Raw genomic sequence first — 19,174 nt, 5'->3', positions numbered from 1 at the left:
GCTTGGTATCTGCTGAGCCTGTTGCACCGACGGAGAGCACCCGCTGCCGAGTGGTCTACGCAAGCCAATCCGCGCCTTCGGAACGCGATCCGTTCCGGGCCCGGTCTGCTACGCCGTCCGGACCGGGCCTGCGGGCGCAATCTCACGACATGGAAGGAAAGGACTGAACCATGGCGCTCGCGCTGTCGCTGATGGGTGGACTGGTCCTCCTGGTCCTGGGAGCCGAGCTGCTGGTGCGCGGCGCCGTCCGCTTGGCGGAACGGCTGGGCGTGTCCGCGCTCCTCATCGGCCTGACGGTTGTGGGCTTCGGCACCTCCACGCCCGAACTCGTGACCAGCGTGCAGGCCGCGCTTGTGGACTCACCGGGGATCGCTGTGGGCAACATCGTCGGCTCCAACATCTTCAACATCCTGGTGATCCTGGGCGTGGCGGCGATGATCTACCCGCTGACCGTGTCCTCGACCGCGCTGCGCCGTGACGGCGTGCTGGTCATCGCCACGGCGCTGCTTCTGGTCGTGGTGGGCTGGACTTGGATGCTGGACCGCCCTGTGGGCGCCCTGCTGCTCGGACTTCTTGCAGCCTACCTTTTCTTCGCCTGGCGTCAGGAGCGGGTGGCTGCCGGCGGGCATACAGCGGCCTTCGAGAAGGCTGAGGCACTTGAGGGCCTCGACCCGGGCACGACGCCCGGTGCCGACGGCTCACGGAGCGCCCTCGGATGGGCTCTACCCTTGCTCATGGCCCTGGGCGGCCTGGGGCTGCTGGTGCTGGGCGCCCGCTTCTTCGTAGGGGCCTCGATCGACCTCGCGCGGCTCCTGGGGGTGAGCGAAACGGTGATCGGCCTGACCATCGTGGCCGCCGGCACCTCCATGCCCGAGCTCGCCACCTCGGCCATCGCGGCGGTTCGGCGCCAGTCGGACGTGGCGGTAGGCAACATCCTGGGATCCAACATCTACAACATCCTGGGGATCGGCGGCGTGACCGCGCTCATTGCGCCTACGCCCGTGCCGCCCGAGATCGCCGGCTTTGACAGTCTGGTGATGATCGGCGTCTCTGTCCTGCTTCTGCTCCTTCTCTGGACCGGGCGGAGGCTCACGCGCGGCGAAGGCGCGCTGCTCCTAGGCGGCTACGTCCTTTATGTCTGGGCCATCTGGCCACATTAATGCCAGCCATCGGCGAGCATTCTAAGGACACGGCGTCGCACCCCTTCGGCTCGCTCTTGCTGTAAGGAACATACCTTCCCACCTCCCTGGGCGACGGGGGTCCGGGCCCCTCTGGCGGGGACCGCCCCGCGATGTCGGACCTTCATTCGGCGCCGCCGGATGAGGGTGGCGCCCCTGAGAGGGAGACGCCCAAGTGCTGGAGGATCCGGTCCTTCTGGCCCGCATGCAGTTCGCGGCCAACATCACGTTCCACATCCTGTTCCCGACCATCACCATCGCGCTCGCGTGGATGCTGCTGTTCATGAAGTGGCGCTTCTCGCGGACGGGCGACGGGGCGTGGATGGAGCTTTACCGCTTCTGGACCAAGGTCTTCGCGCTGACCTTCTCGCTCGGCGTCGTGTCGGGCATCGTGATGAGCTTCCAGTTCGGCACCAACTGGCCGGGCTTCATGAACACGGTGGGCAACATCGCGGGGCCGCTCCTCGCCTACGAGATCATGACGGCGTTCTTCCTCGAGGCGGTGTTCATCGGGGTGATGCTGTTCGGGCATGGACGCATCCCGAACTGGGCGCACACGGCGGCGACCGCGCTGGTGGCGGTCGGGACCACCATGTCGGCGTTCTGGATCATGGTGCTGTCGTCGTGGATGCACACGCCCGCGGGCTTCGAGATGCGCGACGGGGTGGCCCATGCGACGGACTGGTGGGCCATCGTGTTCAACCCCTCCATGCCGGTGCGGCTGTCGCACATGCTCCTGGCCTCGGGCCTGACGGCGGCGTTCCTGGTGGCGGGGCTGTCGGCGTGGCGGTGGCTGCGGGGCGACCGGGCGCCCGCGGTGCGGCTGGGGCTGCGGACGGGCATCATCGCGGGGGCGCTGCTGATCCCGGTGCAGATCGTCGTGGGCGACGTCCACGGGCTCAACACGCTGGAGCACCAGCCGGCCAAGGTCGCGGCCATCGAGGCCAACTGGGAGACGCAGGCGGCGGTGCCGCTGGTGCTGTTCGCGCTGCCCGACGAGGAGGCGCGGGAGAACCGGTTCGAGATCGGCATCCCCTATGGGGCGTCGCTGATCCTCAAGCACGACCCGCAGGGCGTGGTGCCGGGACTCAACGACTTCCGGGGCGAGCATCCGCCGGTGGCGCCGGTGTTCTGGTCGTTCCGGGTCATGGTGGGCGTGGGGATGCTCATGCTCGCGGTCTCCTGGCTCGCCGCCTGGCAGCTCTGGCGGCGGGGCGAGCCCTCGCCGCTGGTGACGCGGGCGCTCGTCGCGATGACCTTCTCGGGCTGGGTCGCCACGGTGGCGGGCTGGTACGTGACCGAGATCGGGCGGCAGCCCTGGCTCGTGTACGGGGTGCTGACGACGCGCGAGGCGGCGTCGGACGTGCCGGCGGCGATGATCGCCACGACCTTCGTGGGCTACATGGTGGTCTACACGCTCCTGCTCGGGGCCTATGTGGGGACGCTCTACTACCTGGCCGGCAAGGGCCGGCGCGCGGACGTGACCGCGGAGGGCCCGGGCGCGGTGCCCGAGGCGGGCGAGGCGGCGGCCGAGGCGGCGCTGGGCCGCCCGGCGCAGGCGTGAGGAGAGGGTGATGGAGCTGTTCGGACTTGCCCCCGCGACCTGGCTGCCGGTGGTCTTCGCCGGTCTGATGGGGCTTGCGATCCTGATGTACGTGGTGCTCGACGGCTACGACCTGGGGGTGGGGCTCCTCCTCGGGGGCGCGCGGGACGAGGGGGAGCGGGATGCGATGATCGCCTCCATCGGCCCGTTCTGGGATGCCAACGAGACGTGGCTGGTGCTGGCCACGGGCTTGCTGCTGGTGGCCTTTCCCCTCGCGCATGGGGAGATCCTGACCGCGCTCTACCTCCCCGTGGCGCTGATGCTGGTGGGGCTGGTGGCGCGGGGGGTGGCGTTCAAGTTCCGCACCAAGATGGCGCCGGGCTCCAAGCTGTCCTGGGACCGGGCGTTCCTGGGCGGCTCGCTCCTCGCCGCGCTGGCGCAGGGGTGGATGCTGGGGTCCTACATCCTGGGGTTCCGGGGCGGCTGGGACGCGCATCTGTTCGCGGCCGTGACCGCGCTGGGGCTGGCGGCGGCCTATGGGTTCATCGGGGCGTGCTGGCTGCTTCTCAAGGCCGAGGGCGAGCTGCAGCGGAGGGCGGCCGTCTGGGCGCGGGGGGCGCTCCTCTTCGCGGGGCTGGGGCTCGTCGCGGTGTCGGTGGCGACGCCGCTGGTGAGCGAGCGGGTGTTCGACAAGTGGTTCAGCTTGCCGAACGTCGTCCTGCTGGCGCCGATCCCGGTCGTGACGGGGCTGCTGCTGGCGGGGCTCTGGGTGGCGCTGGCGCGCTATCCGCGCCCCGGCGACCGCTGGGCCTGGGTGCCCTTCGCGGGCGCGGTGGCGGTGTTCGGGCTGGCGTTCCAGGGGCTCGCGTTCTCGTTCTACCCGTATGTGGTGCCGGGGAGCCTGACGATCTGGGACGCCGCCGCGGCGCCCGAGAGCCTGGGCGTGATCCTTGTGGGGAGCGTGTTCGTGCTGCCGATGATCCTGGCCTACACGGCGTTCAGCTACTGGGTGTTCCGGGGGAAGCTGGGAGAGCTGCGTTATGAGTGAGAGTTGGGTTGGGAACATGGCCGGAGTGTTGGTCGCGCTCGACCTCATGATCGGAGCGGCGGCCCTGGCGTCGGCCTGGTTCTGGTGGGCTGCGAGCCGGCATCGGGTCCGCCGCATCAGCCGCCACGAGGCGCTGGACGCGGCCGATATCAACCGGCTGGTAACCGCTCTTAATCGCTCCCAAATCCTGAACTCGCGCGCGGCGCTGGCCACCGCCTGCGCGGCGCTGGCTGCGACTATACGAATAGCACTCGACGTAGTGTTGCAGCTGTAGGCGCAGCCGGGCGACCTGATCGCTGCCAGCCACCGCTCCAACTTCGGCGCAGGCAAGCCCAACTCGCAGGTCTATCTCGCGGCCACGCTGGAGGCGGCGGTCTGGGTCGCTGAGACCGCACAGGGTTCCGGTCGCGAGGGGCTCTACGTCGTGGGACTCACAATTTCCATCGAGGGCGATCCTAACCCCACGGACAAGAATTTTCCTGGCAACCCCATGGGGTCCTTCCGCTCCCGTGAGCCGCTCCGCGTCGTGGCTGGGGTCGCAGTATAGCAAGGCCACGCGCCGGAGCAGCTGCAGCAAATGCTGGACTTCGTCGAGCGCATGAGGGTTCAAGGCGTCGAGGCGCTGGATTGAGGCACAGGTGCGGGACGGCCGACGCGCTGCTGGCGCAGCTGAGCAGCCACAATGGCGAGCACGCTTATGGTAGCGGGATTGCACGGAAAAAGATGGGCCGCCAAGAATGAGAGCTGATCCTGAGACAGCCCGATGAGCGGGAACGACGCTCGTCGCTGGGCAATCCCTTCCGATGCCAAGGCACCGAAAGGGATCGGCTGGAGCGTGGGCTGCTTCAGTCTCGTCAAGTCTGTGTCCAACCCCTGCCGAAGACCTTGACCGCCTTCCCGAGACGAGCCTGCACTCCTTCAGCCGAAGAGGTCGAGCTGCCGGAGCTTGCTGGATCGGTTGCGCTCGCACCCTGGGATCACGAGTTGCTCGCCCTCAGGCGTCAGTTCCGAGCGAAACCTGACGCCGGAGGGAGCACCCGCCTCGGCAGGTGGGTCCACCTCGTCTAGTCCCCAATGGGCCTGTTCGTACTCCGCCGTGTCCCGCACGCCGCCCGCATCGTGGTGGTTGGCGAGCGCCGTGAGGCGGCCATAAAGGGCTGTCTCGCACACGGGACCCTCGCAGCACTGATTGTGCAGGCAGTCGAGCGACTTGACGATCACGGCCAGGGCGAGGTCGCGCGGGGTCCAGGCGTAGCTTGCAACGGCGGCAAGGTTCGCTTCGTGCTCGGCGTGCTCCTCTGGCGTGCCGGTGTCGAGGTCGTAGCGCCAGCGCACGGCCTCGGCGTTCATGGCCCAAAGCGCGCGGCCGAGATCCGTCGCGGCCTCCAGGCTCAGGGGGCCACCCTCGGCGATAAAGGCCGCTACGGCCGCGTCGATGGTGACGCGAGTGACGAAGAAGGTGGACATGGCCACTCCTCCTGAGGTTGAGTTGATCAGGGACAGCGAAGCTCGGCCTTCGCCCGCCCGAGCGGGCGGAGGCCGGACCCGAGGGCTAGACGAGGCCCATGCGGCGCGGCCAAGTGGGGTGGCCGTGCGGGCAGGCACCGTCGGGCTCCACCTCGCAGCCGTCCGTGGCCGGGCAGGCGCCGTCGAAGAGCATGTCCCAGAACTCCTCCTCCGAGGGCTTCTCGGTGGTGGGCTCCGGGTAGAGCAGGCTGGTTTCCTCGTCGTGGGTGATGTCTCTCGTGAGGCCTTGGGGGAAGTCGCGCGCTTGCATGGCTCGGCTCCAGTCGAAGAAGGGTGGCAGGGGAAGGAGGCCGCTCACGCGGCCGCCTCCTCGACGGGCTCGGCCGCGCCGGTCGGGCCGGCGCATTTCCCTTCGGCCTCGGCCTCCACCGCAACGGCGTCGCCGCAGCGCTCGCGGATGAGGTCTACCGCCTTTTGCGCCTCGGATGCGGCGCGGAAGATCACGCGCTTGTCGTCGCGCAGAGCCTTCAACCAACCCTCAATGTAAGCCGCGGATTGATCGATGGCGGGCGTGAGCCCCAGCGTGGCGAGGAGCAGGCACTGCCCGACCTCGGCCACCAGTTCCTCGAAGGCGTAGGCCTCGCGGTCGCGGCAACGCGCGAGACGGTCCAGGCGCGACTCGTGCCCCGTCCAGTGGACCCCTTCATGCCCGAGGGTGGCGTAGTAGCCCTCCGTGTCGTGGAAGGTGGCCACCGGGGGCATGTGGATGACGTCACGCGCCGGGTGGTAGTAGGCACGGGGGTCGGGCGTGGTCTCGACCGTGGCCCCGAGCCGGGCGAAATAGGTCTCCAGGCTGGCGTCGGCCTTGGTGCCAAGGTCCCGCGCCGGGTCGGGCTTTCGGGCGAAGCTCTCGGGCAGGCCGTCCACCTGGCCCGCGTTGAACACGCGGTAGGCCTTCAGGTAAGGCCGCCGCTGCGCCCTGCCCTCCTCGCCCTCGCGGACCCCCTGGCCTGCCTCGTCCTCCCTCTCCTTCTCCACCACCCCGTACTTCACCACCAGCGTGGAGCGCTCGCCCCTGCGGACCTGCCCGCCCAGTTCTTGGGCCTGGCGGTAGGTCATCCAGAACGGAGAGGCGTAGCCCTTCTCGGAGGCTTCCAGCCACAGCATCAGGACGTTGATGCCGCGGTAGGCCTCGCCGGTGGCGCGCAAGGGGAATGGGCAGCCGCTTCCGCCGGTCCAAGGCTTGCGCCAGGGGGGCGTGCCCGCTTCGATGGCCGCGATGATGCGCTCGCTGATCTCGCGCTCGGGGTCGAACGGGCGAGTGGCGCCCCAGGTGGTCTGGGCCTCTTGGATTGTCTTCGTCTGGCGTGCCATGCCGGCCTCCGTGTGGTGGGTGGCGGCTTGGGGTCTGGTGCCCTTTGTCCGCCTTTGGGCGGAGCCGGTCCGGTCTGACTGTCCGAACACGCACCCCGCGTGTTTCGGACGGCAGAGCGGGGCGGGCGCAGCCCGGCCCGCGGCCCCGGCCGGGGCTGTCAGGGGGGCGCAGGGGCCCGGTGGTGCGGCCCGCAGGCGAAGCCGAGGACACGGCGGGCCCCGCAGCCGACGCCGCGCAGGCGGCGGCGCTTGCCCCTTGACGGACCCGGGTGGGGATGCGTGGCGGACCCACTCAGGGGACGGGTCGTCGCGGCGTCCAGAGCGCCAGCGGCGGGGGCAGCGGCCATGCCGCCCTTGAGGCCGGGCCGGAGCCTGCTCCGGGCCGGGCTCACCGCTGCCCTGTGCTGTCCTTCAGGGCCTTCCCTTGCCGTCCCACCTGGAGGCGTCCCGCACCGATCGCAGCCAGCGGGGCGCCCCCCCACTGCCCCCCCCACGGCGCCCCCTCCGCAGCGGCCGTCGGCAGCCGTCAAGCGTTGCCAGCCAGTCGCCAGCCTGCACCCTTCGACCTTCAGCCTTCGACCTTTCGGCTTCGACCTTGTCCCCGCGGCCTTCGCTCCTCCGGCGGCGGCCAACGCGGGGTGGTGCGCGACCTGCGGCCGGAGCTTGGCCCGCTTGGCCGGCCGGGTCGGCCCGCGTCAGGGATCGTCACCCGCAGGGGCGGAGACGGGCCGGCCCAGAGGGACGGCGCGGCTCCGGCGCAGGACGGTCCGGGGAGCCCGCAGGCGCAGCCCCGGGACCAGCCGAAGCTAGAGCCCGGCCCGAAGGGAGACGCCAAAAACACGCCCGTCCGGCACCTGACGCTGATGCACTTGCCCGATCGCCTCGGGGTCGCTCACGCTGCACCACGACGCTCGAGTTGGACGGCGTAGCCACGGGAGGACGAGGCGGGGGATGGATGGGGAGGCTGATGGACCGCAGGCGAGTGATGGGGGCTTAAGCGCTCCTCATCCAGTGGAGGCGACGGCGGCTGGCCGAAGATCTCTCGCCTCGAACGACGGCGCCGCACCACAGGCGGGATCTTCGCTCAGGTTGGGACCGCTGCGCCGCCATGTCCCCTCCAAGCTGGCCGGGACGAAGGTGCCGGCGAAGTACCGAGACCCTGCGAACGCGGCGAACGTCTGGTCCGGTCGGGGCCGCTCGCCGCGCTGGTACGAGGAGGCGCTTCGCGCGGGCACGCCGCCGGAGGCCATGCTCATCCACGACGACTGAGGTGTCGACGACAGCCTCGAGTTGATCTCGCAGCTGGCGGTGGTTGGAGGCGCGATGGCTGAGCGACGAGAGGTCGCGCCCCTCAAGATGGCTGCAGGGCTCCAGCGCCCGAGCTCGACCGCTTCGCCTGTGCCGGCCCGGGCGGGTTCCCGTCGCGCCGATATCCCTCGCCAACGCCCCGCATCCGTCGCGGAGCACGGCGGGATGCCTTGGGGCCAAGCTCCTCCGTCCGGGATCGTCCCTCCGTGCCCACTGGAGCCCTGAATGGGTCATGGTTGGGCCCGCTCCACCAGCCCGATCAGACTCCCCGCGAGGTTCAGCTTCCCCGTCATCGCCAGGCGCGCAAAGCTCCTGAGCGCCCCCCCTGGGCTTCGGATGGGGCGCACGGGGTCGAACCGCCGGGCGTCGATCACCAGGACCGAGAGGGCGGCGGCGAGGTCCCCCATGGCCTCCGAGGCCTCGTCCCAGGCGCTCGCGTTGATGCCCAGGTCGGGCAGGATCATCAGCGCCGCGCGGATGAAGTCGAGCTCGTTCGGGAGGATTCGCGCGCCCTTCACCCCGTCGAGGTAGAGCCGCATGTCCTCAGAGCAGGCCGCGTAGAGGCGGCGTGGCGTGAAGGTCTCCAACCAGTGGGGCTTGTGCCCGCGCTGGAAATCGCGAGCCTTTGGTTCTCTGCCTTCTTCGGCGCCGACAGGCGCCGCGACCAAGGACGCGTCAGCCGGCTTGCCGGCTGGCTTTGGTCTGTCGGAGGAGCCGACACAAGATTCAGCATGGTTTTCCGTTGTATCTTGTAGAGATCGGCGGAAGTCCTGTTCCGACACGCCGGAAGAATCTGCACGACGATCGAGGGCCGCCAGTCCCTTCTCCACAGCCTCATCGAGCTGGCTGAGAAGGGCATCGAGCGCCGGGCCGTCCATCCCGTCATAGCGCCGAGGCAGGGCCGCGTAGAGGGCGAGGAGCTCGGTGGCCATGGGCGCGGTGGGGGCGACCTCCAGGAGCCGCTCCACCGACCGCTTGAGCACGCGCCGCGCGGCGGAGCACTGGCGCTTGAGGCCCAGGGTGCGGAGGCGCTCGGCGTCGTCGGCCGCCGCCCGTTCGAGAAGCGCAGGCACGAGCGCCACCAGGGGGGCAAGGCTCAGGCCCTGGACGACCTGGCCGCCGGCGAAGCGGCCGCGGCTGCCGTCGGCGCCCGTCGTCTTCCGCAGGAGCCCGGCCCGCTCGAGCGTGGCCTCGTGGTAGCGCACGGCGCGCGGGGTGAGACCGAGGCGCTCAGCCAGGGCGGTCTGGGTGGCGTGGCAGACAGGGTCGGCGGTGGGGTCCGTCCAGTCGGACGGGCGCGTGCACTGCACGAACACGAGCAGGGTCAGGGCACAAGCGTCCGAGAGTCGGTAGACGCGACGGATGGTGGGCAGGAGGCGCTCCACGTCGCTGCGCTGCAAGCCTTTGGGCAGCACGGGGTGGTCAGCCTCCCCACGGGGGGGGCGAGCAAGTCGAAGCATGGTCCTCGTTCTCCAAGGTAGGTTGGAGCGGGAGGCGCCGGGCAAGCCTCGGCCGATCGCGCAAACGCGGTTTTCAGCTTGATCTTGTCGGGGAAGGGCTCTAGGACTCGCTCTAGGTCTTTAGGTTGAGCTGACAGAACTGCGAATTCTGTTGGTCGTCACACGAACCCCCCCGCCGGGTCCCCCGCGCGGGGGTTTCCTTTTCTGGGTCTTCTCTGATCTCCTCCTGAGTCCTTTGATTGTCACCGCAGAGTTACACGTCAGCGTGATCCCACACAAACCCTCGATGCCGGGATAGGTGCACCCTCGGGCCTGACACCTTGCGCCTCAGAGCGCGCTCCTCTGGGCGCCTCCTGTCGCCCGGCCCGGCCGAAACTCTGCAACTTTATATGATCGTCAGATTTGGCGCCGTCCACCTCCGATTGAGCAGTCATCGTGGCTGGGTCTTGCGTTCCAAGGCGGATCGGCCTGTCGGTGGCAACGCGGCGTTGGGGACGAACCACAAGGTCATGACTGTGCCGGCTACCTGCTCACGTCCGTCGAGTCGCGCCGGAGTGCCGCTTTTCCCTTTTCTTCCTTGGTCCTATGACTCAGACTCGCTTCCATGCCGATCGCGCCTGAGAACCGTTGGCTCTACCCCATCGACTGGCCGGAGCTGTCTCGCCTGATCCGCTTCGGCCGCGCCAAGGGCCGCTGCGAGCGCTGCGGGCGACCGCACGGGAGGGACGTCGTCCACCTGGGTGACGGCTCCGGCACCTGGTGGGACGAGGACCAGGGGCGCTGGCGCGACGGCCGCGGCCGCCGGGTCCGCGGTTTGCCGCCGCCTTCGGTGATTGAGGCCCGCGAGCCCGCGCTCGCAGGGCTCGGCCCTGTGCCCGTCCTTCCCGTGACGGCCGTCGTGCTGGCGAGCTGTCACCTCGGCCACGACCCAGGGAAGAACGGGCCGCGCGATCTCGCCGCGCTTTGCCAGCGTTGCCACATGCTCCACGACGCCTCGGAGCACCGCCGGACGCGGTGGCGCAAGGCACATGAGCCGCGTGCGCGAGGCGACCTCTTCCGAGCGGGCCGGTAGGCCCGGCGCCCATTCGCCCTGCGGGCATGCGATTGGGTGCCGACCGGGGGGTCGGGCACCCGTCCGACACGTGCGGCTGAGCCCCGCCCGGACAACCCGGGCGGGGCAGGGGGCGAGGAGGTCAGTCCTCGCGCCGGTCGCTCTGGCGCGACCAGATGAGCCGGTGGGTCGTGCCGTCCTCGTCGGCGACGAGGTTGGCGTAGACGGGGGCAGCGAAGGAGGGGTCGTCGAGCTTGAGGGCCAGGTAATCGCGCCCAGCCTGCGAGCGCTTGGTCCAGGCGGCGCCGATCTCGGCCGACCCGACGAAGACCCGGTGGGAGGGGGCCGCGTCGCTGGCGCGGGTCTCGGCGGGCACGATGCGGACCTTCTTGGCCTGGACGCTGAGTGTGATGATGTCGCCGAGGTAGTCGTCGCCGACGGTCTTGAAGGTGCCGATGGCCGCCATGGGGTGTCTCCTTGATCCTGATCCTCGAGCCCGCGACCGCCGCGGCCTCGATGGGGATCGCACGGCCGGAGGCGACCCGCGGCGCACCCTGCAGGGGCCTGACGGCAAAGGAGGGCTTTGTTGCCTCGCGAGGAATGCGCGCACGCGCAAGGGAAGAAAGCCTGACGCCGCCGTTGCGCCATGAGGTCGAGGCGTAGCCGTCCTTCGGCCAGATCAGCCCATCGACGAGGCCGTGCGGGTCGCGGGTGACGGGGCAGGGCGCGTCGAGGAGAACCGATGGCCACCACCGGCACTTCGGGGACAGGTGCACCAGTCATTGGCGGATCATCACCCGTGGGGCAGGGCAGGGACCGCAGGGTGCGGGCTGACACGTCGAGGTTAAGCGACAGCGCGCTCAGCCACCACGGCTTCGTCAGGCAGGCCAGGAGCAGGGCCACCCGACCGTCGCCCCGGGCTCGAATTGCCTCGCGCTCAAGCTCGGCGTCCCAGGCGTCTTCTCCGGCCTTCCACCTCCCGCAAGGCCTAGGACGGCGCGACGCATCGGCTGACCTGGTCGCGTTGGGGCGATCGCGTAGAGGGCAGGGATCCCCACGATGCCTTGGTAAGGTCGTCTGGGCGGGGCTCAGTTCGAGGTGATCAGGCGGCGCATGGAGGTCTCGAGGCACAAGTCCCCGGCCCAGTCCAGCCACGGCAGAGCGCGCAAGACGTTGCGGCGCAGCATGCGTTCCGGACAGGATGCCCATCCGAGGTATCCGCACCCGCGGTCGCGCGGCAAGTCAGCGACGCCCCCTTGATCTCCATTGCAAAAATGATATGTCTCTGCCCGTGGCATGGACGGTCGAGCTCCTGGACGAGGACGTCCTCACCGCGCTCTCGGCGCTGGCCCCCGACATCCGTGCAAGCTTCGAGCGCATCGTCCACCTGATCGAGGCGCACGGGCTGGAGCGGATGCGCGAGCCCTACGTGAAGCACCTCGAAGGGTCGGTGTGGGAGATGCGGATGCGGGGCAAGGATGGCATCGCCCGGGCCGCCTACGTCACCGCCACCGGCCGCCGGGTGGTCGTGGTGCACGTCTTCGCCAAGAAGACCCAGAAGACGCCCCGGCGGGAGATCGAGACGGCCTTGAGGCGGGCCAAGGAGGTCACATGACGCGCACTATGATCCCGGCTGCCGAGGCCTTCGCCGAATGGCGCAAGGACCCCGAATACGTCGCCGCCTACGAGGCGCTGGAGGAGGAGTTCACCCTGGCGGACGCGCTGATCCGCGCGCGCTCCGAGGCCGACATGACCCAGGAGCAGGTGGCCCGTGCCATGGGCACGACGCAGGCCGCGGTGGCCCGGCTGGAGAGCGGGCGGGCCATGCCGTCCACTCGGACCCTCCAGCGCTTCGCGGAGGCCACGGGAACGCGCCTGCGCATCCGCTTCGAGCGGGAGGGCGAAGATGCCCAAGCCCACTAGGACAGTCGACGCCACGTCGTCGACGCTGGGAAAGACGCATGGCGAAGCCATGGCCGACAGCGCCCAGCGGCACGCCATCGACTTGCGCCTCGGCCGGTGCCTCTTCACGCTCGATGATGGTTGCTACGGCGCCTTCGTGCAGGCACTGGACCACCTACCGGAGCCAGGCCCGAGGCTGCGCGCGCGCTCCTGAGCCGCACGCCAGCATGGGGACGCAAGAGGCGTGCATGCCGGCGGAGCTAGTTGCAAAGAGCCGTCATCCAAACATTGCTCAGGAATGCAGGCCTGACGCGTCGCCTTGCCAAGACCTGCGACGGTGCCCAGGCTTACGATCTCAAGATAAGCCATTGATATAATTGTCATAAGATAGATTATGCGACAAGCGAAGCAGCATTGGCTCAAGCTGACGGTCGTCCGTGCAGCCGAGACGCGAGTATTAATTCCCCTGCCCGACTTAGCCGCGCCTTCTTGGCCTTCTCTTGTTTTCGGGCTTGTCGTGCTTCCGCCGATAGGCCGCAATGAAGTCGGGATCCTGGCAGATGCAATTGGCCGCAGCAGTCGGCGCAGGCTTCAAGACTCGTATCCCCAGCCGACGTCCAAGGGGGCGCATCATGTCCAACACGGTCGTCGTCTTCAGCGGCGAAGCTCGAAGGCCTCCTGCCTCCGCCACCAGGTTCGCGGCCAACATGACCCCGGCCATGGCGGACTGAAAGGCGAGCGGTACCTCGACTGGTCCACGCCCGGCCTGCGGCTGAATGACCTGCGCTCCACAGACGGCCTTAGCATAGAACTGTCGAAGCGGCTCCCCCGAGAAGCCCAGAAGGCTCGCGGGTTCGAGCCCCAGGCGTGCCGCCGCATCCCGCACGAATGTCTCGCCCACCGCTTGTCCGTTGACCAGTCGCTCACGAAGATCGAGCAGCACGGGCTGTTCCAACGGAAGGGCCAGCGCGCGAGCGATGACCTCATCCTCGTTGGAGACAGCTCCCTGGGGCAGATATAGGCAGGCCAGGCAGGCCTCGTCCCCAAGAAAGCCATGTTGCGAAACGCCCAGGTCTCCCGCCTGGGTCCAAGCATTGAGGATGCGAGCCGGCAGGGACGCCTGCACCGCAATCCGGTCCTTTGCGGTATCCAGAGCTGTCACCACCCTGGCCATGGGCCGGTGCCCCTGCCCGGCAATGTACTCAGCCCACCTCTGGTGGAACGGCACCGGCACCAACGATGTCCTACCGGCCAGAAGCGCCTCGCGGGCGATCTCGACTTTGACACGCCCCACGTCCGACTGACGCGCGAGGACGTATCGCTGCAGGTTCGAGAGATCGACCACCTCATGGTCGACCAGATGCAACGCCCCCGTCAGGTGCGGCATCCGAGCTAGGGCCCAAATCACCCCGTTCCCGATCGCCCCAAGGCCAGCCAGGTGGGTGAGCCCAAGGTCCACATCCGGCGCATCGTCGCCCTGAGTGGCCGCAGCACCTGTCGAGAAGTCGAGGAGCGAAAGTCGCGCGTCGGCGTCCAGACCTGCCGATGCCGGGAGGAGATCGGCGAAGATGGAACGAAAGACGTTTGCCGCGCCCAGGCAGGCCGCGGCGCCGGCTCCGAACGGGAGAGCGGTCCCTCCTACGCCAACTGGACCCCTGGTGGAGACCTTAGCCAGCCAGCCTTCCGACCCTCCGTAGATCGTTGGAGGACCCTCGCGTGCAGGTGATCCGCCAAAGATCAGACGTACCGTGCTCTCGCCGGCGGGCGCCGTCTCCAGGTCGTGGTTGATCGACAGCGCAAGGGTAATCAGCTCGCCCGCAAGTGCCTCGGCTCCTTTGTCCAACGGTGTCAGGCGAATAGTCGGATATAGGCGCGCCAAGAGGCGAACCGCGAGATCCAGGCCCGCACGCCCCTCGGCGGCACCTGCTGCCAATCCGTCAAAGGCCAGCTCGACGATATGCGCTTCGAGCCGGGCCCGGAGCTCGGCAGGGTTGCTGCCTTGGAGCACCTGCACGGCACTCAAGAGCGAGCGATCGAAGAAGTTGGCCAGGGCCATGTTTCAGCTCGTGATCTGGAGTGTGCGGGCGAGCTCAGTTGGAGGCAGCTCTCGCCAATACGGCTCTGACGAGAACTGCCACCAAGGTCTCACGGACAGGCGGTAGGCCGCACAGTCATCGGGCCGGAACGGACGGACTGCGAAGTCCGGCACCACGATGGACAAGGACCCGAGAGCTGTAGCGATGGCGTACCGATCATCTGTATCGCTGTGGTAGGCCTCAGTCGGGTGACTATGGATCTGCGCGACCAATCGGAGCCGAGCACGATGCAGCATCATGTTGATGCGATGGAGCTCCGGCCCGGGAACCGAGACGGCCAGACCATGCTCGGTCCGATGGCCCTGCTGCTGTGGGATGACGACAGAACGCACCTGGAACTGAGCGCCTTGCGCCTGCCCCGCCCAGAGCGCCATCCCCTCAAGACCTGCGGAGCCGGCTGCTCGAAGATGGCCTTGCGTCTCTTCAATTATCGAGACTGGTACGAGCACCCTTTCGATCGTCGTCAGACTGACACTCATACGGGATAGACGCCCTGCTGAAGGCCAATGGTCATGTCGACTCGCATCCCCCTGATCGACTCCGATCCATAGGTGGAGATCTTGTCCACAAGGAAGTAGAGTCCCCCCTCCCCCTTGCCGCGATGCAGGAGCCAACTGTCTCCGCTGTGAGCAGGATGCTCATGGTACTCCCGCACGCCCGGAAGGCACAGGAACGCCGGACGGCCTGGGTGCCCCTGGATCATCTGCTGGACCGTTCCATCGGGAAGAGCGCGGCCGAAGGGGACGCCTACCTGTTCCAGCGTGAGTGGCTGTCCGGTGAACGGATCGACAAACATGACTGATGGCGCCCACAGGTCGTAGTTGGTGAAGTCGATCCTGGCGCAGACCGCAATCGACACAGGCCGACAGTGTGGCGTGGCGAATGCGATCTGCACGACCGGAAACTCTGCGGACATTACCCACCAACCGCGTTGCCGGTGCATAGCCTCCAGACGGCGGAACTGCTCCAGCTCGCGCTCGAACTTTGTCCGCGAGACCGCCGGATCGACGACCTGCTCAGTCACCCGGCGACCCCGGCCTTCAAGGCGAGCGAAAGCAGGTCACCGTCGTTGAAGCCATAGGAGGCAACAGTCCGGCTCAGGTCGAGCTCCTCACCGTCCTCTTTGCGCAGAACCCAGTCGGCGACGGGACGCCCCAGGTTCTCGCTCTTCTTCAGGGCGATTTCCGCGACCTCAAGGAGGGTGTCCTCAAGCTTCGCCTTCACCGTCACCTCGGTGCTGCTGACCACGAGCGTGAGGTCGACCTTCTTGTCGCCTCCGTCCCCGTGATCATCTCCCTTCTTATGGTTGCTCTTGTCGCTCATCACCTCAAGCTCCTCAGACCGCCCCGATTGGGCATAGAAACTAGATGGGTTGCTTTAGGCGACGGGTCAAGTGACTGTACAGATCAAAACGGAGGAGACCATGGACGAGGATCGCGGGCCCCTGCGCTGGAACGTCGAGCGCCGGCTGAACTTCATCGAGCTGCGCCTTTACTGGGAGGGCCGCATCAATCGACCTGACCTGGTCCGCTTCTTCGGCATCAGCGTGCCGCAAGCTTCCCAGGACCTCGCCCGCTATGATCAGATCGCGCCTAACAACCTGCTCTATGACAAGACCGCCAAGACCTATGTGGCAGGACCTGATTTCAGGCCAGTCCTCATCAAGCCTTCAGCCGAAGCCTATTTCGCGCAATTGCGCTCACTGGCGAGTGGAGGGCTTGGACCTGGAGACTCTTGGATCGGTCGACCTCCCACCTTCGCGAGGGTTCCTCGACTTCAGCGGCACTATGATCCCGAAGTATTGCGGAGGCTCGTTCGTTGCATCCGGGAAAAAGAGGAGCTTGAGGTAAATTACCTATCCTTTTCCGAGGACAAGACGGCCCGACGTGTTATTGCACCTCATGCACTTGGCTTCGATGGGCAGCGATGGCACGTACGTGCATTCTGCTTTCGCGCATTCAGTTTCCGCGATTTCGTCATCAGCCGACTGAGCGAGCTCGGCAAGGAGTACAAAACAAGAGCGAGTGCATCGTGGGATCTGGAATGGACCGAGCCGATAGAGATGCAACTTGCGGCAAACCCGCGTCTTCCACCGAAGATGCGATCGGCGATAGAGGCCGATTACGGCATGCAGCGCGGTTCGGTTCTCGTCCGGACGAGCGTTTGCTCGTCCTACTATCTTGAAAGCCAGCTCAACCTCGATCTCGACGCAGATAGCATAGCGCCGAAACGCTTGCAGCTGGTGCTTCTAAATCGCGGTGAGGTTGCCGAGCGTCGAGCTGAAATACGGCGACGTATGGAGGATCTGATCCGGGACGCGGCGCCTGGCATCGCTGCTTGACCGACCTCGTCCGCTACCAAGGCAACCTTCGGCAGTTCCAGGCACGACGCTTGCTGAAAGGCGAACCGCATGACTATCGTCCGCTTGATGTGGGAGGTGCCCCGATGCGATTTGTTGCCCTGGACGTCGAGACGGCCAATGCTGACATGGCATCGATCTGCTCCCTCGGAGCCGCCGTCTTCGAGAACGGCCAGCTTGTCTCCGAGTGGTACTCGCTGATCAATCCCGAGGACTACTTCGACCCGCTCAACATCTCCATCCACGGCATCTGCGAAAAGGACGTCCAAGGGGCGCCGACGTTCGAGGAGGTGACTGATGAGCTGCACCGCCATATCGGTGAGCAGATCGTTGTCACTCACACGCACTTCGATCGGGTCGCCATTCACCAGGCTGCCTCTCGGTACGCCCTGCCCTCCCCCACCTGCCGCTGGCTCGACTCCTCGCAGGTTGCTCGACGGACCTGGGCGGACTGCGCCCGCAGCGGCTACGGGCTGTCCAAGCTCTGCAGCCGGATCGGCTACACCTTCGCTCATCACAACGCCCTCGAGGACGCCAAGGCCTGCGGCCATGTCCTGCTCGCCGCCATGCGGGACGGGGGTCTTGACCTCGAGAGCGCGCTTCTCCGCGTGCGGCGGCCAATCGACCTGTCTTTCGCTGGGCCGATCACGCGAGAGGGAAACCCGGACGGAGCGCTGGCCGGCGAAGTGCTGGTCTTCACGGGCGCGCTTGCGATCCCGCGCCGCGAGGCTGCCGATCTCGCGGCCTCGGTCGGGTGCGAGGTGGCTGTAGGGGTCACAAGGCAAACGACGGTGCTCGTTGTTGGAGATATGGATGTCCAGAAGCTGGCCGGTCACCAGAAGAGTTCGAAGCACCGCAAGGCTGAGGACCTGATCGCCGCTGGAGTGGCCATCCGCATCATCCGGGAGACTGACTTCCGGGAGCTTGTCATGCAGGGGTGACTCGCGTCCGGAGCAGGGGGTGACAAGCCACTGCACCAAGCAGCAGGGGCTGACCTACGTTGGGCCGCACTCAACTTCTGGCACAGATCCGTCCGGAGTGCCGGCCAACCTCGTGGGGAACTGACTCGCATTCCGGGCGCTAGGGACGTAGTCTCCACACGAGTTGGACGCGAAACGACTCTGGGCCAAGGATGGCAGGCGAGTGGCAACGACTATCAAGAAGCAAACGACTCCAAAGAGGCAGCGGACGAAGAACCTGAAGGTCCGCTTCGGGGACGTCACCGTGTCGAGTGAGAAGCCCCCGACCGAGATGGTGACGGTCAACGTCAAGCGCAGTCGTGAGGTCCTCCAGAGGTTCGTGGACAACGTGTCCAAGCCCGGTGTCACACTGCGGATTAAGAAGTCGACCCCCCAGTACTCGGTCGCCGAGGATGATCCTGACGTCTTCGTTCGTCTGATGGACCAGCGCGTCGAGCGTGGGCGGTTCGTGAATGGATCGTTCGTCCTAATCGAATGAGACTACTCGACAACGCCGTTGACGAGGTCTTGAGGGCGCAGGAAGAAACGGAGAAGCCGCTGGCCATCATCGTGGCCGGGCACAATGGCTCTGGCAAGTCCACGATGTGGAACAAGCGGCTGTCCAATCGCCTCCAGATCCCCCTCATCAACGCAGATCGAATGATGCTTTCGATCTTGCCCGAGCCGAACAGCCAGGGCGCCCTGGTGGAGTGGGCGCAAACGTTACGCGACACCGACGAGAGCTGGATGAAGGTAGCCCAGAGCGGCGTTCAGGCGTTCGTTGGCCACGCCATGGTCGCCCAGGTCCCGTTTGCGATGGAGACGGTCTTTTCCCACTGGCGACCTCGGCCGGATGGCACGTTCGAATCGAAGATCGACGACATCCGCAATCTGCAGGAAGCCGGGTACTTCGTACTGTTGCTCTTCGTCGGTCTGGCCAATGCCGGGCTGTCAGTCCTTCGGGTGCAGACGCGCGTGGCGGAGAACGGTCACGACGTACCACCGGACAAGCTCCTGCAGAGATTCCCTCGCACCCAAGCGGCCATCCGGCAGGCTTCGTCGGTTGCGGACGCCACCATCTTCACGGACAATAGCCGTGGTCCCAAGGAGGCGTTCACCGTCTGCCGGGTGCAACTCGGTACGAGAGAGGTATTCGACCTTCGAAGTGGGCCGGACCTGCCCCTCGCGCCAGGCATTGCGCAGTGGATGGAGATCGTCTGTCCAAGAGAGCAGTAGTGGCTGCCGATCACGGCCCTTCGACGACGACCGAGCCGATCGGAGAACACAATGCTTGTTACGCGACTGGCAGCCGAAGCTGCGTTCCGTTGTGAACATAATTTAGGTTATGCGACTTTGACCTGTAGGCGCAAAGTAGAACTGTCTCATCTGGGCAAAGTAGAACTGTCACCCTTCCCGGGCCGGATAGTGG

23 protein-coding genes are annotated in these 19,174 nt (G+C 67.1%); 14 read left to right on the top strand and 9 right to left on the bottom strand.

The window, feature by feature from the left end; genetic code table 11:
* Positions 1-170: 170 nt before the first annotated feature.
* The 5 genes from FHG71_RS17290 to FHG71_RS24790 all read left to right on the top strand — a co-directional run bounded on the left by FHG71_RS17290 (position 171) and on the right by FHG71_RS24790 (position 4,316).
* On the top strand, positions 171-1,160 hold the full coding sequence (locus tag FHG71_RS17290; protein ID WP_139082949.1) for a calcium/sodium antiporter: 990 nt from the start codon (positions 171-173) through the stop codon (positions 1,158-1,160).
* A 193-nt stretch (positions 1,161-1,353) separates the two neighbouring features.
* Complete coding sequence (locus FHG71_RS17285; RefSeq protein WP_425467371.1) at positions 1,354-2,742, top strand: cytochrome ubiquinol oxidase subunit I; 1,389 nt, start codon at positions 1,354-1,356, stop codon at positions 2,740-2,742.
* A gap of 10 nt (positions 2,743-2,752) precedes the next feature.
* Entirely contained in the window at positions 2,753-3,769 is a 1,017-nt protein-coding gene (locus tag FHG71_RS17280; RefSeq protein WP_139082948.1) for a cytochrome d ubiquinol oxidase subunit II, read from the top strand.
* Positions 3,770-3,785: 16 nt separating this feature from the next.
* Complete coding sequence (locus tag FHG71_RS17275; RefSeq protein ID WP_139082947.1) at positions 3,786-4,043, top strand: hypothetical protein; 258 nt, start codon at positions 3,786-3,788, stop codon at positions 4,041-4,043.
* Positions 4,044-4,058: 15 nt separating this feature from the next.
* Positions 4,059-4,316, top strand: coding sequence for an NAD(+)--rifampin ADP-ribosyltransferase (locus FHG71_RS24790; RefSeq protein ID WP_218014137.1), 258 nt, complete (start codon positions 4,059-4,061; stop codon positions 4,314-4,316).
* Between the two features lie 371 nt (positions 4,317-4,687).
* Here the strand turns inward: FHG71_RS24790 and FHG71_RS17265 are convergent, their stop codons facing one another.
* The 3 genes from FHG71_RS17265 to FHG71_RS17255 all read right to left on the bottom strand — a co-directional run bounded on the left by FHG71_RS17265 (position 4,688) and on the right by FHG71_RS17255 (position 6,610).
* On the bottom strand, positions 4,688-5,236 hold the full coding sequence (locus FHG71_RS17265; protein ID WP_139082946.1) for a hypothetical protein: 549 nt from the start codon (positions 5,234-5,236) through the stop codon (positions 4,688-4,690).
* An 85-nt stretch (positions 5,237-5,321) separates the two neighbouring features.
* A complete protein-coding gene (locus FHG71_RS17260; RefSeq protein ID WP_139082945.1) occupies positions 5,322-5,594 on the bottom strand; it encodes a hypothetical protein in 273 nt (90 codons plus the stop codon).
* Positions 5,591-6,610: an ArdC family protein gene (locus tag FHG71_RS17255; RefSeq protein ID WP_139082944.1), complete on the bottom strand. Its 1,020-nt coding sequence runs from the start codon at positions 6,608-6,610 to the stop codon at positions 5,591-5,593. Before FHG71_RS17255 ends, FHG71_RS17260 begins: the two co-directional genes overlap by 4 nt.
* Before the next feature lie 1,089 nt (positions 6,611-7,699).
* Between FHG71_RS17255 and FHG71_RS24355 the strand changes: the two genes are divergently transcribed.
* Positions 7,700-7,879, top strand: coding sequence for an H-NS histone family protein (locus FHG71_RS24355; RefSeq protein ID WP_246045496.1), 180 nt, complete (start codon positions 7,700-7,702; stop codon positions 7,877-7,879).
* A 269-nt stretch (positions 7,880-8,148) separates the two neighbouring features.
* Here FHG71_RS24355 and repC read toward each other — a convergent pair whose 3' ends face one another.
* Positions 8,149-9,378 (bottom strand): replication initiation protein RepC, encoded by a 1,230-nt coding sequence (gene repC, locus FHG71_RS17245; protein ID WP_139082942.1) that lies wholly within the window; start codon positions 9,376-9,378, stop codon positions 8,149-8,151.
* Between the two features lie 604 nt (positions 9,379-9,982).
* On the opposite strand from repC, the gene FHG71_RS17240 reads away from it, so the two are divergent.
* The gene (locus FHG71_RS17240; RefSeq protein ID WP_139082941.1) at positions 9,983-10,450 is read left to right on the top strand and encodes a hypothetical protein; all 468 of its coding nucleotides are present in this window, start codon (positions 9,983-9,985) and stop codon (positions 10,448-10,450) included.
* A gap of 121 nt (positions 10,451-10,571) precedes the next feature.
* Here FHG71_RS17240 and FHG71_RS17235 read toward each other — a convergent pair whose 3' ends face one another.
* Entirely contained in the window at positions 10,572-10,895 is a 324-nt protein-coding gene (locus FHG71_RS17235) for a DUF736 domain-containing protein (RefSeq protein WP_139082940.1), read from the bottom strand.
* Positions 10,896-11,708: 813 nt separating this feature from the next.
* On the opposite strand from FHG71_RS17235, the gene FHG71_RS17225 reads away from it, so the two are divergent.
* From FHG71_RS17225 to FHG71_RS17215, 3 genes are read left to right on the top strand one after another with little or no spacing between them, the layout of a single operon-like run.
* Complete coding sequence (locus tag FHG71_RS17225; protein WP_218014134.1) at positions 11,709-12,044, top strand: type II toxin-antitoxin system RelE/ParE family toxin; 336 nt, start codon at positions 11,709-11,711, stop codon at positions 12,042-12,044.
* Positions 12,041-12,352 carry a helix-turn-helix domain-containing protein gene (locus tag FHG71_RS17220; RefSeq protein WP_139082938.1) on the top strand — a complete coding sequence of 104 codons (312 nt, stop codon included), beginning with the start codon at positions 12,041-12,043 and terminating at the stop codon, positions 12,350-12,352. The genes FHG71_RS17225 and FHG71_RS17220 overlap by 4 nt, the downstream gene beginning before the upstream one ends.
* Entirely contained in the window at positions 12,336-12,545 is a 210-nt protein-coding gene (locus tag FHG71_RS17215) for a type II toxin-antitoxin system TacA family antitoxin (RefSeq protein ID WP_139082937.1), read from the top strand. Before FHG71_RS17220 ends, FHG71_RS17215 begins: the two co-directional genes overlap by 17 nt.
* Before the next feature lie 261 nt (positions 12,546-12,806).
* Here FHG71_RS17215 and FHG71_RS17210 read toward each other — a convergent pair whose 3' ends face one another.
* From FHG71_RS17210 to FHG71_RS17195, 4 genes are read right to left on the bottom strand one after another with little or no spacing between them, the layout of a single operon-like run.
* On the bottom strand, positions 12,807-14,387 hold the full coding sequence (locus FHG71_RS17210) for an E2 ligase fold family C protein (RefSeq protein WP_139082936.1): 1,581 nt from the start codon (positions 14,385-14,387) through the stop codon (positions 12,807-12,809).
* Positions 14,388-14,390: 3 nt separating this feature from the next.
* Positions 14,391-14,906 (bottom strand): Mov34/MPN/PAD-1 family protein, encoded by a 516-nt coding sequence (locus tag FHG71_RS24785; protein ID WP_139082935.1) that lies wholly within the window; start codon positions 14,904-14,906, stop codon positions 14,391-14,393.
* A complete protein-coding gene (locus FHG71_RS17200) occupies positions 14,903-15,451 on the bottom strand; it encodes a putative metal-binding protein (protein WP_139082934.1) in 549 nt (182 codons plus the stop codon). Before FHG71_RS17200 ends, FHG71_RS24785 begins: the two co-directional genes overlap by 4 nt.
* Positions 15,448-15,750 (bottom strand): DUF2604 domain-containing protein, encoded by a 303-nt coding sequence (locus tag FHG71_RS17195; RefSeq protein ID WP_139082933.1) that lies wholly within the window; start codon positions 15,748-15,750, stop codon positions 15,448-15,450. The genes FHG71_RS17200 and FHG71_RS17195 overlap by 4 nt, the downstream gene beginning before the upstream one ends.
* A 100-nt stretch (positions 15,751-15,850) precedes the next feature.
* Between FHG71_RS17195 and FHG71_RS17190 the strand changes: the two genes are divergently transcribed.
* The 4 genes from FHG71_RS17190 (at position 15,851) to FHG71_RS17175 (ending at position 18,981) form a co-directional block, all read left to right on the top strand.
* Positions 15,851-16,768 (top strand): WYL domain-containing protein, encoded by a 918-nt coding sequence (locus FHG71_RS17190; protein WP_139082932.1) that lies wholly within the window; start codon positions 15,851-15,853, stop codon positions 16,766-16,768.
* On the top strand, positions 16,765-17,727 hold the full coding sequence (locus FHG71_RS17185; protein WP_246045495.1) for an exonuclease domain-containing protein: 963 nt from the start codon (positions 16,765-16,767) through the stop codon (positions 17,725-17,727). Before FHG71_RS17190 ends, FHG71_RS17185 begins: the two co-directional genes overlap by 4 nt.
* A 202-nt stretch (positions 17,728-17,929) precedes the next feature.
* Positions 17,930-18,244, top strand: a complete 315-nt coding sequence (locus FHG71_RS17180) for a hypothetical protein (RefSeq protein ID WP_139082931.1) — start codon at positions 17,930-17,932, stop codon at positions 18,242-18,244.
* Positions 18,241-18,981, top strand: coding sequence for a zeta toxin family protein (locus FHG71_RS17175; RefSeq protein ID WP_139082930.1), 741 nt, complete (start codon positions 18,241-18,243; stop codon positions 18,979-18,981). The genes FHG71_RS17180 and FHG71_RS17175 overlap by 4 nt, the downstream gene beginning before the upstream one ends.
* The last annotated feature ends 193 nt before the right edge of the window (positions 18,982-19,174 follow it).

Origin of the sequence: Rubellimicrobium roseum (assembly GCF_006152145.1) — a bacterium.
Classification (GTDB): domain Bacteria; phylum Pseudomonadota; class Alphaproteobacteria; order Rhodobacterales; family Rhodobacteraceae; genus Rubellimicrobium; species Rubellimicrobium roseum.
The sequence above is the reverse complement of the archived record's forward strand: the minus strand, read 5'-3'. Positions and strand labels throughout refer to the sequence as shown.

Coding starts and splice junctions, on each gene's coding strand:
- FHG71_RS17220 (WP_139082938.1), top strand. CDS start 12,041: ATGACGCGCACTATGATCCCGGCTGCCGAGGCCTTCGCCGAATGGCGC.
- FHG71_RS17290 (WP_139082949.1), top strand. CDS start 171: ATGGCGCTCGCGCTGTCGCTGATGGGTGGACTGGTCCTCCTGGTCCTG.
- FHG71_RS17195 (WP_139082933.1), bottom strand. CDS start 15,750: ATGAGCGACAAGAGCAACCATAAGAAGGGAGATGATCACGGGGACGGA.
- FHG71_RS17210 (WP_139082936.1), bottom strand. CDS start 14,387: ATGGCCCTGGCCAACTTCTTCGATCGCTCGCTCTTGAGTGCCGTGCAG.
- FHG71_RS17225 (WP_218014134.1), top strand. CDS start 11,709: ATGTCTCTGCCCGTGGCATGGACGGTCGAGCTCCTGGACGAGGACGTC.
- repC (WP_139082942.1), bottom strand. CDS start 9,378: ATGCTTCGACTTGCTCGCCCCCCCCGTGGGGAGGCTGACCACCCCGTG.
- FHG71_RS17265 (WP_139082946.1), bottom strand. CDS start 5,236: ATGTCCACCTTCTTCGTCACTCGCGTCACCATCGACGCGGCCGTAGCG.
- FHG71_RS24785 (WP_139082935.1), bottom strand. CDS start 14,906: ATGAGTGTCAGTCTGACGACGATCGAAAGGGTGCTCGTACCAGTCTCG.
- FHG71_RS17280 (WP_139082948.1), top strand. CDS start 2,753: ATGGAGCTGTTCGGACTTGCCCCCGCGACCTGGCTGCCGGTGGTCTTC.
- FHG71_RS17235 (WP_139082940.1), bottom strand. CDS start 10,895: ATGGCGGCCATCGGCACCTTCAAGACCGTCGGCGACGACTACCTCGGC.
- FHG71_RS17255 (WP_139082944.1), bottom strand. CDS start 6,610: ATGGCACGCCAGACGAAGACAATCCAAGAGGCCCAGACCACCTGGGGC.
- FHG71_RS17215 (WP_139082937.1), top strand. CDS start 12,336: ATGCCCAAGCCCACTAGGACAGTCGACGCCACGTCGTCGACGCTGGGA.
- FHG71_RS17240 (WP_139082941.1), top strand. CDS start 9,983: ATGCCGATCGCGCCTGAGAACCGTTGGCTCTACCCCATCGACTGGCCG.
- FHG71_RS17175 (WP_139082930.1), top strand. CDS start 18,241: ATGAGACTACTCGACAACGCCGTTGACGAGGTCTTGAGGGCGCAGGAA.
- FHG71_RS17275 (WP_139082947.1), top strand. CDS start 3,786: ATGGCCGGAGTGTTGGTCGCGCTCGACCTCATGATCGGAGCGGCGGCC.
- FHG71_RS17190 (WP_139082932.1), top strand. CDS start 15,851: ATGGACGAGGATCGCGGGCCCCTGCGCTGGAACGTCGAGCGCCGGCTG.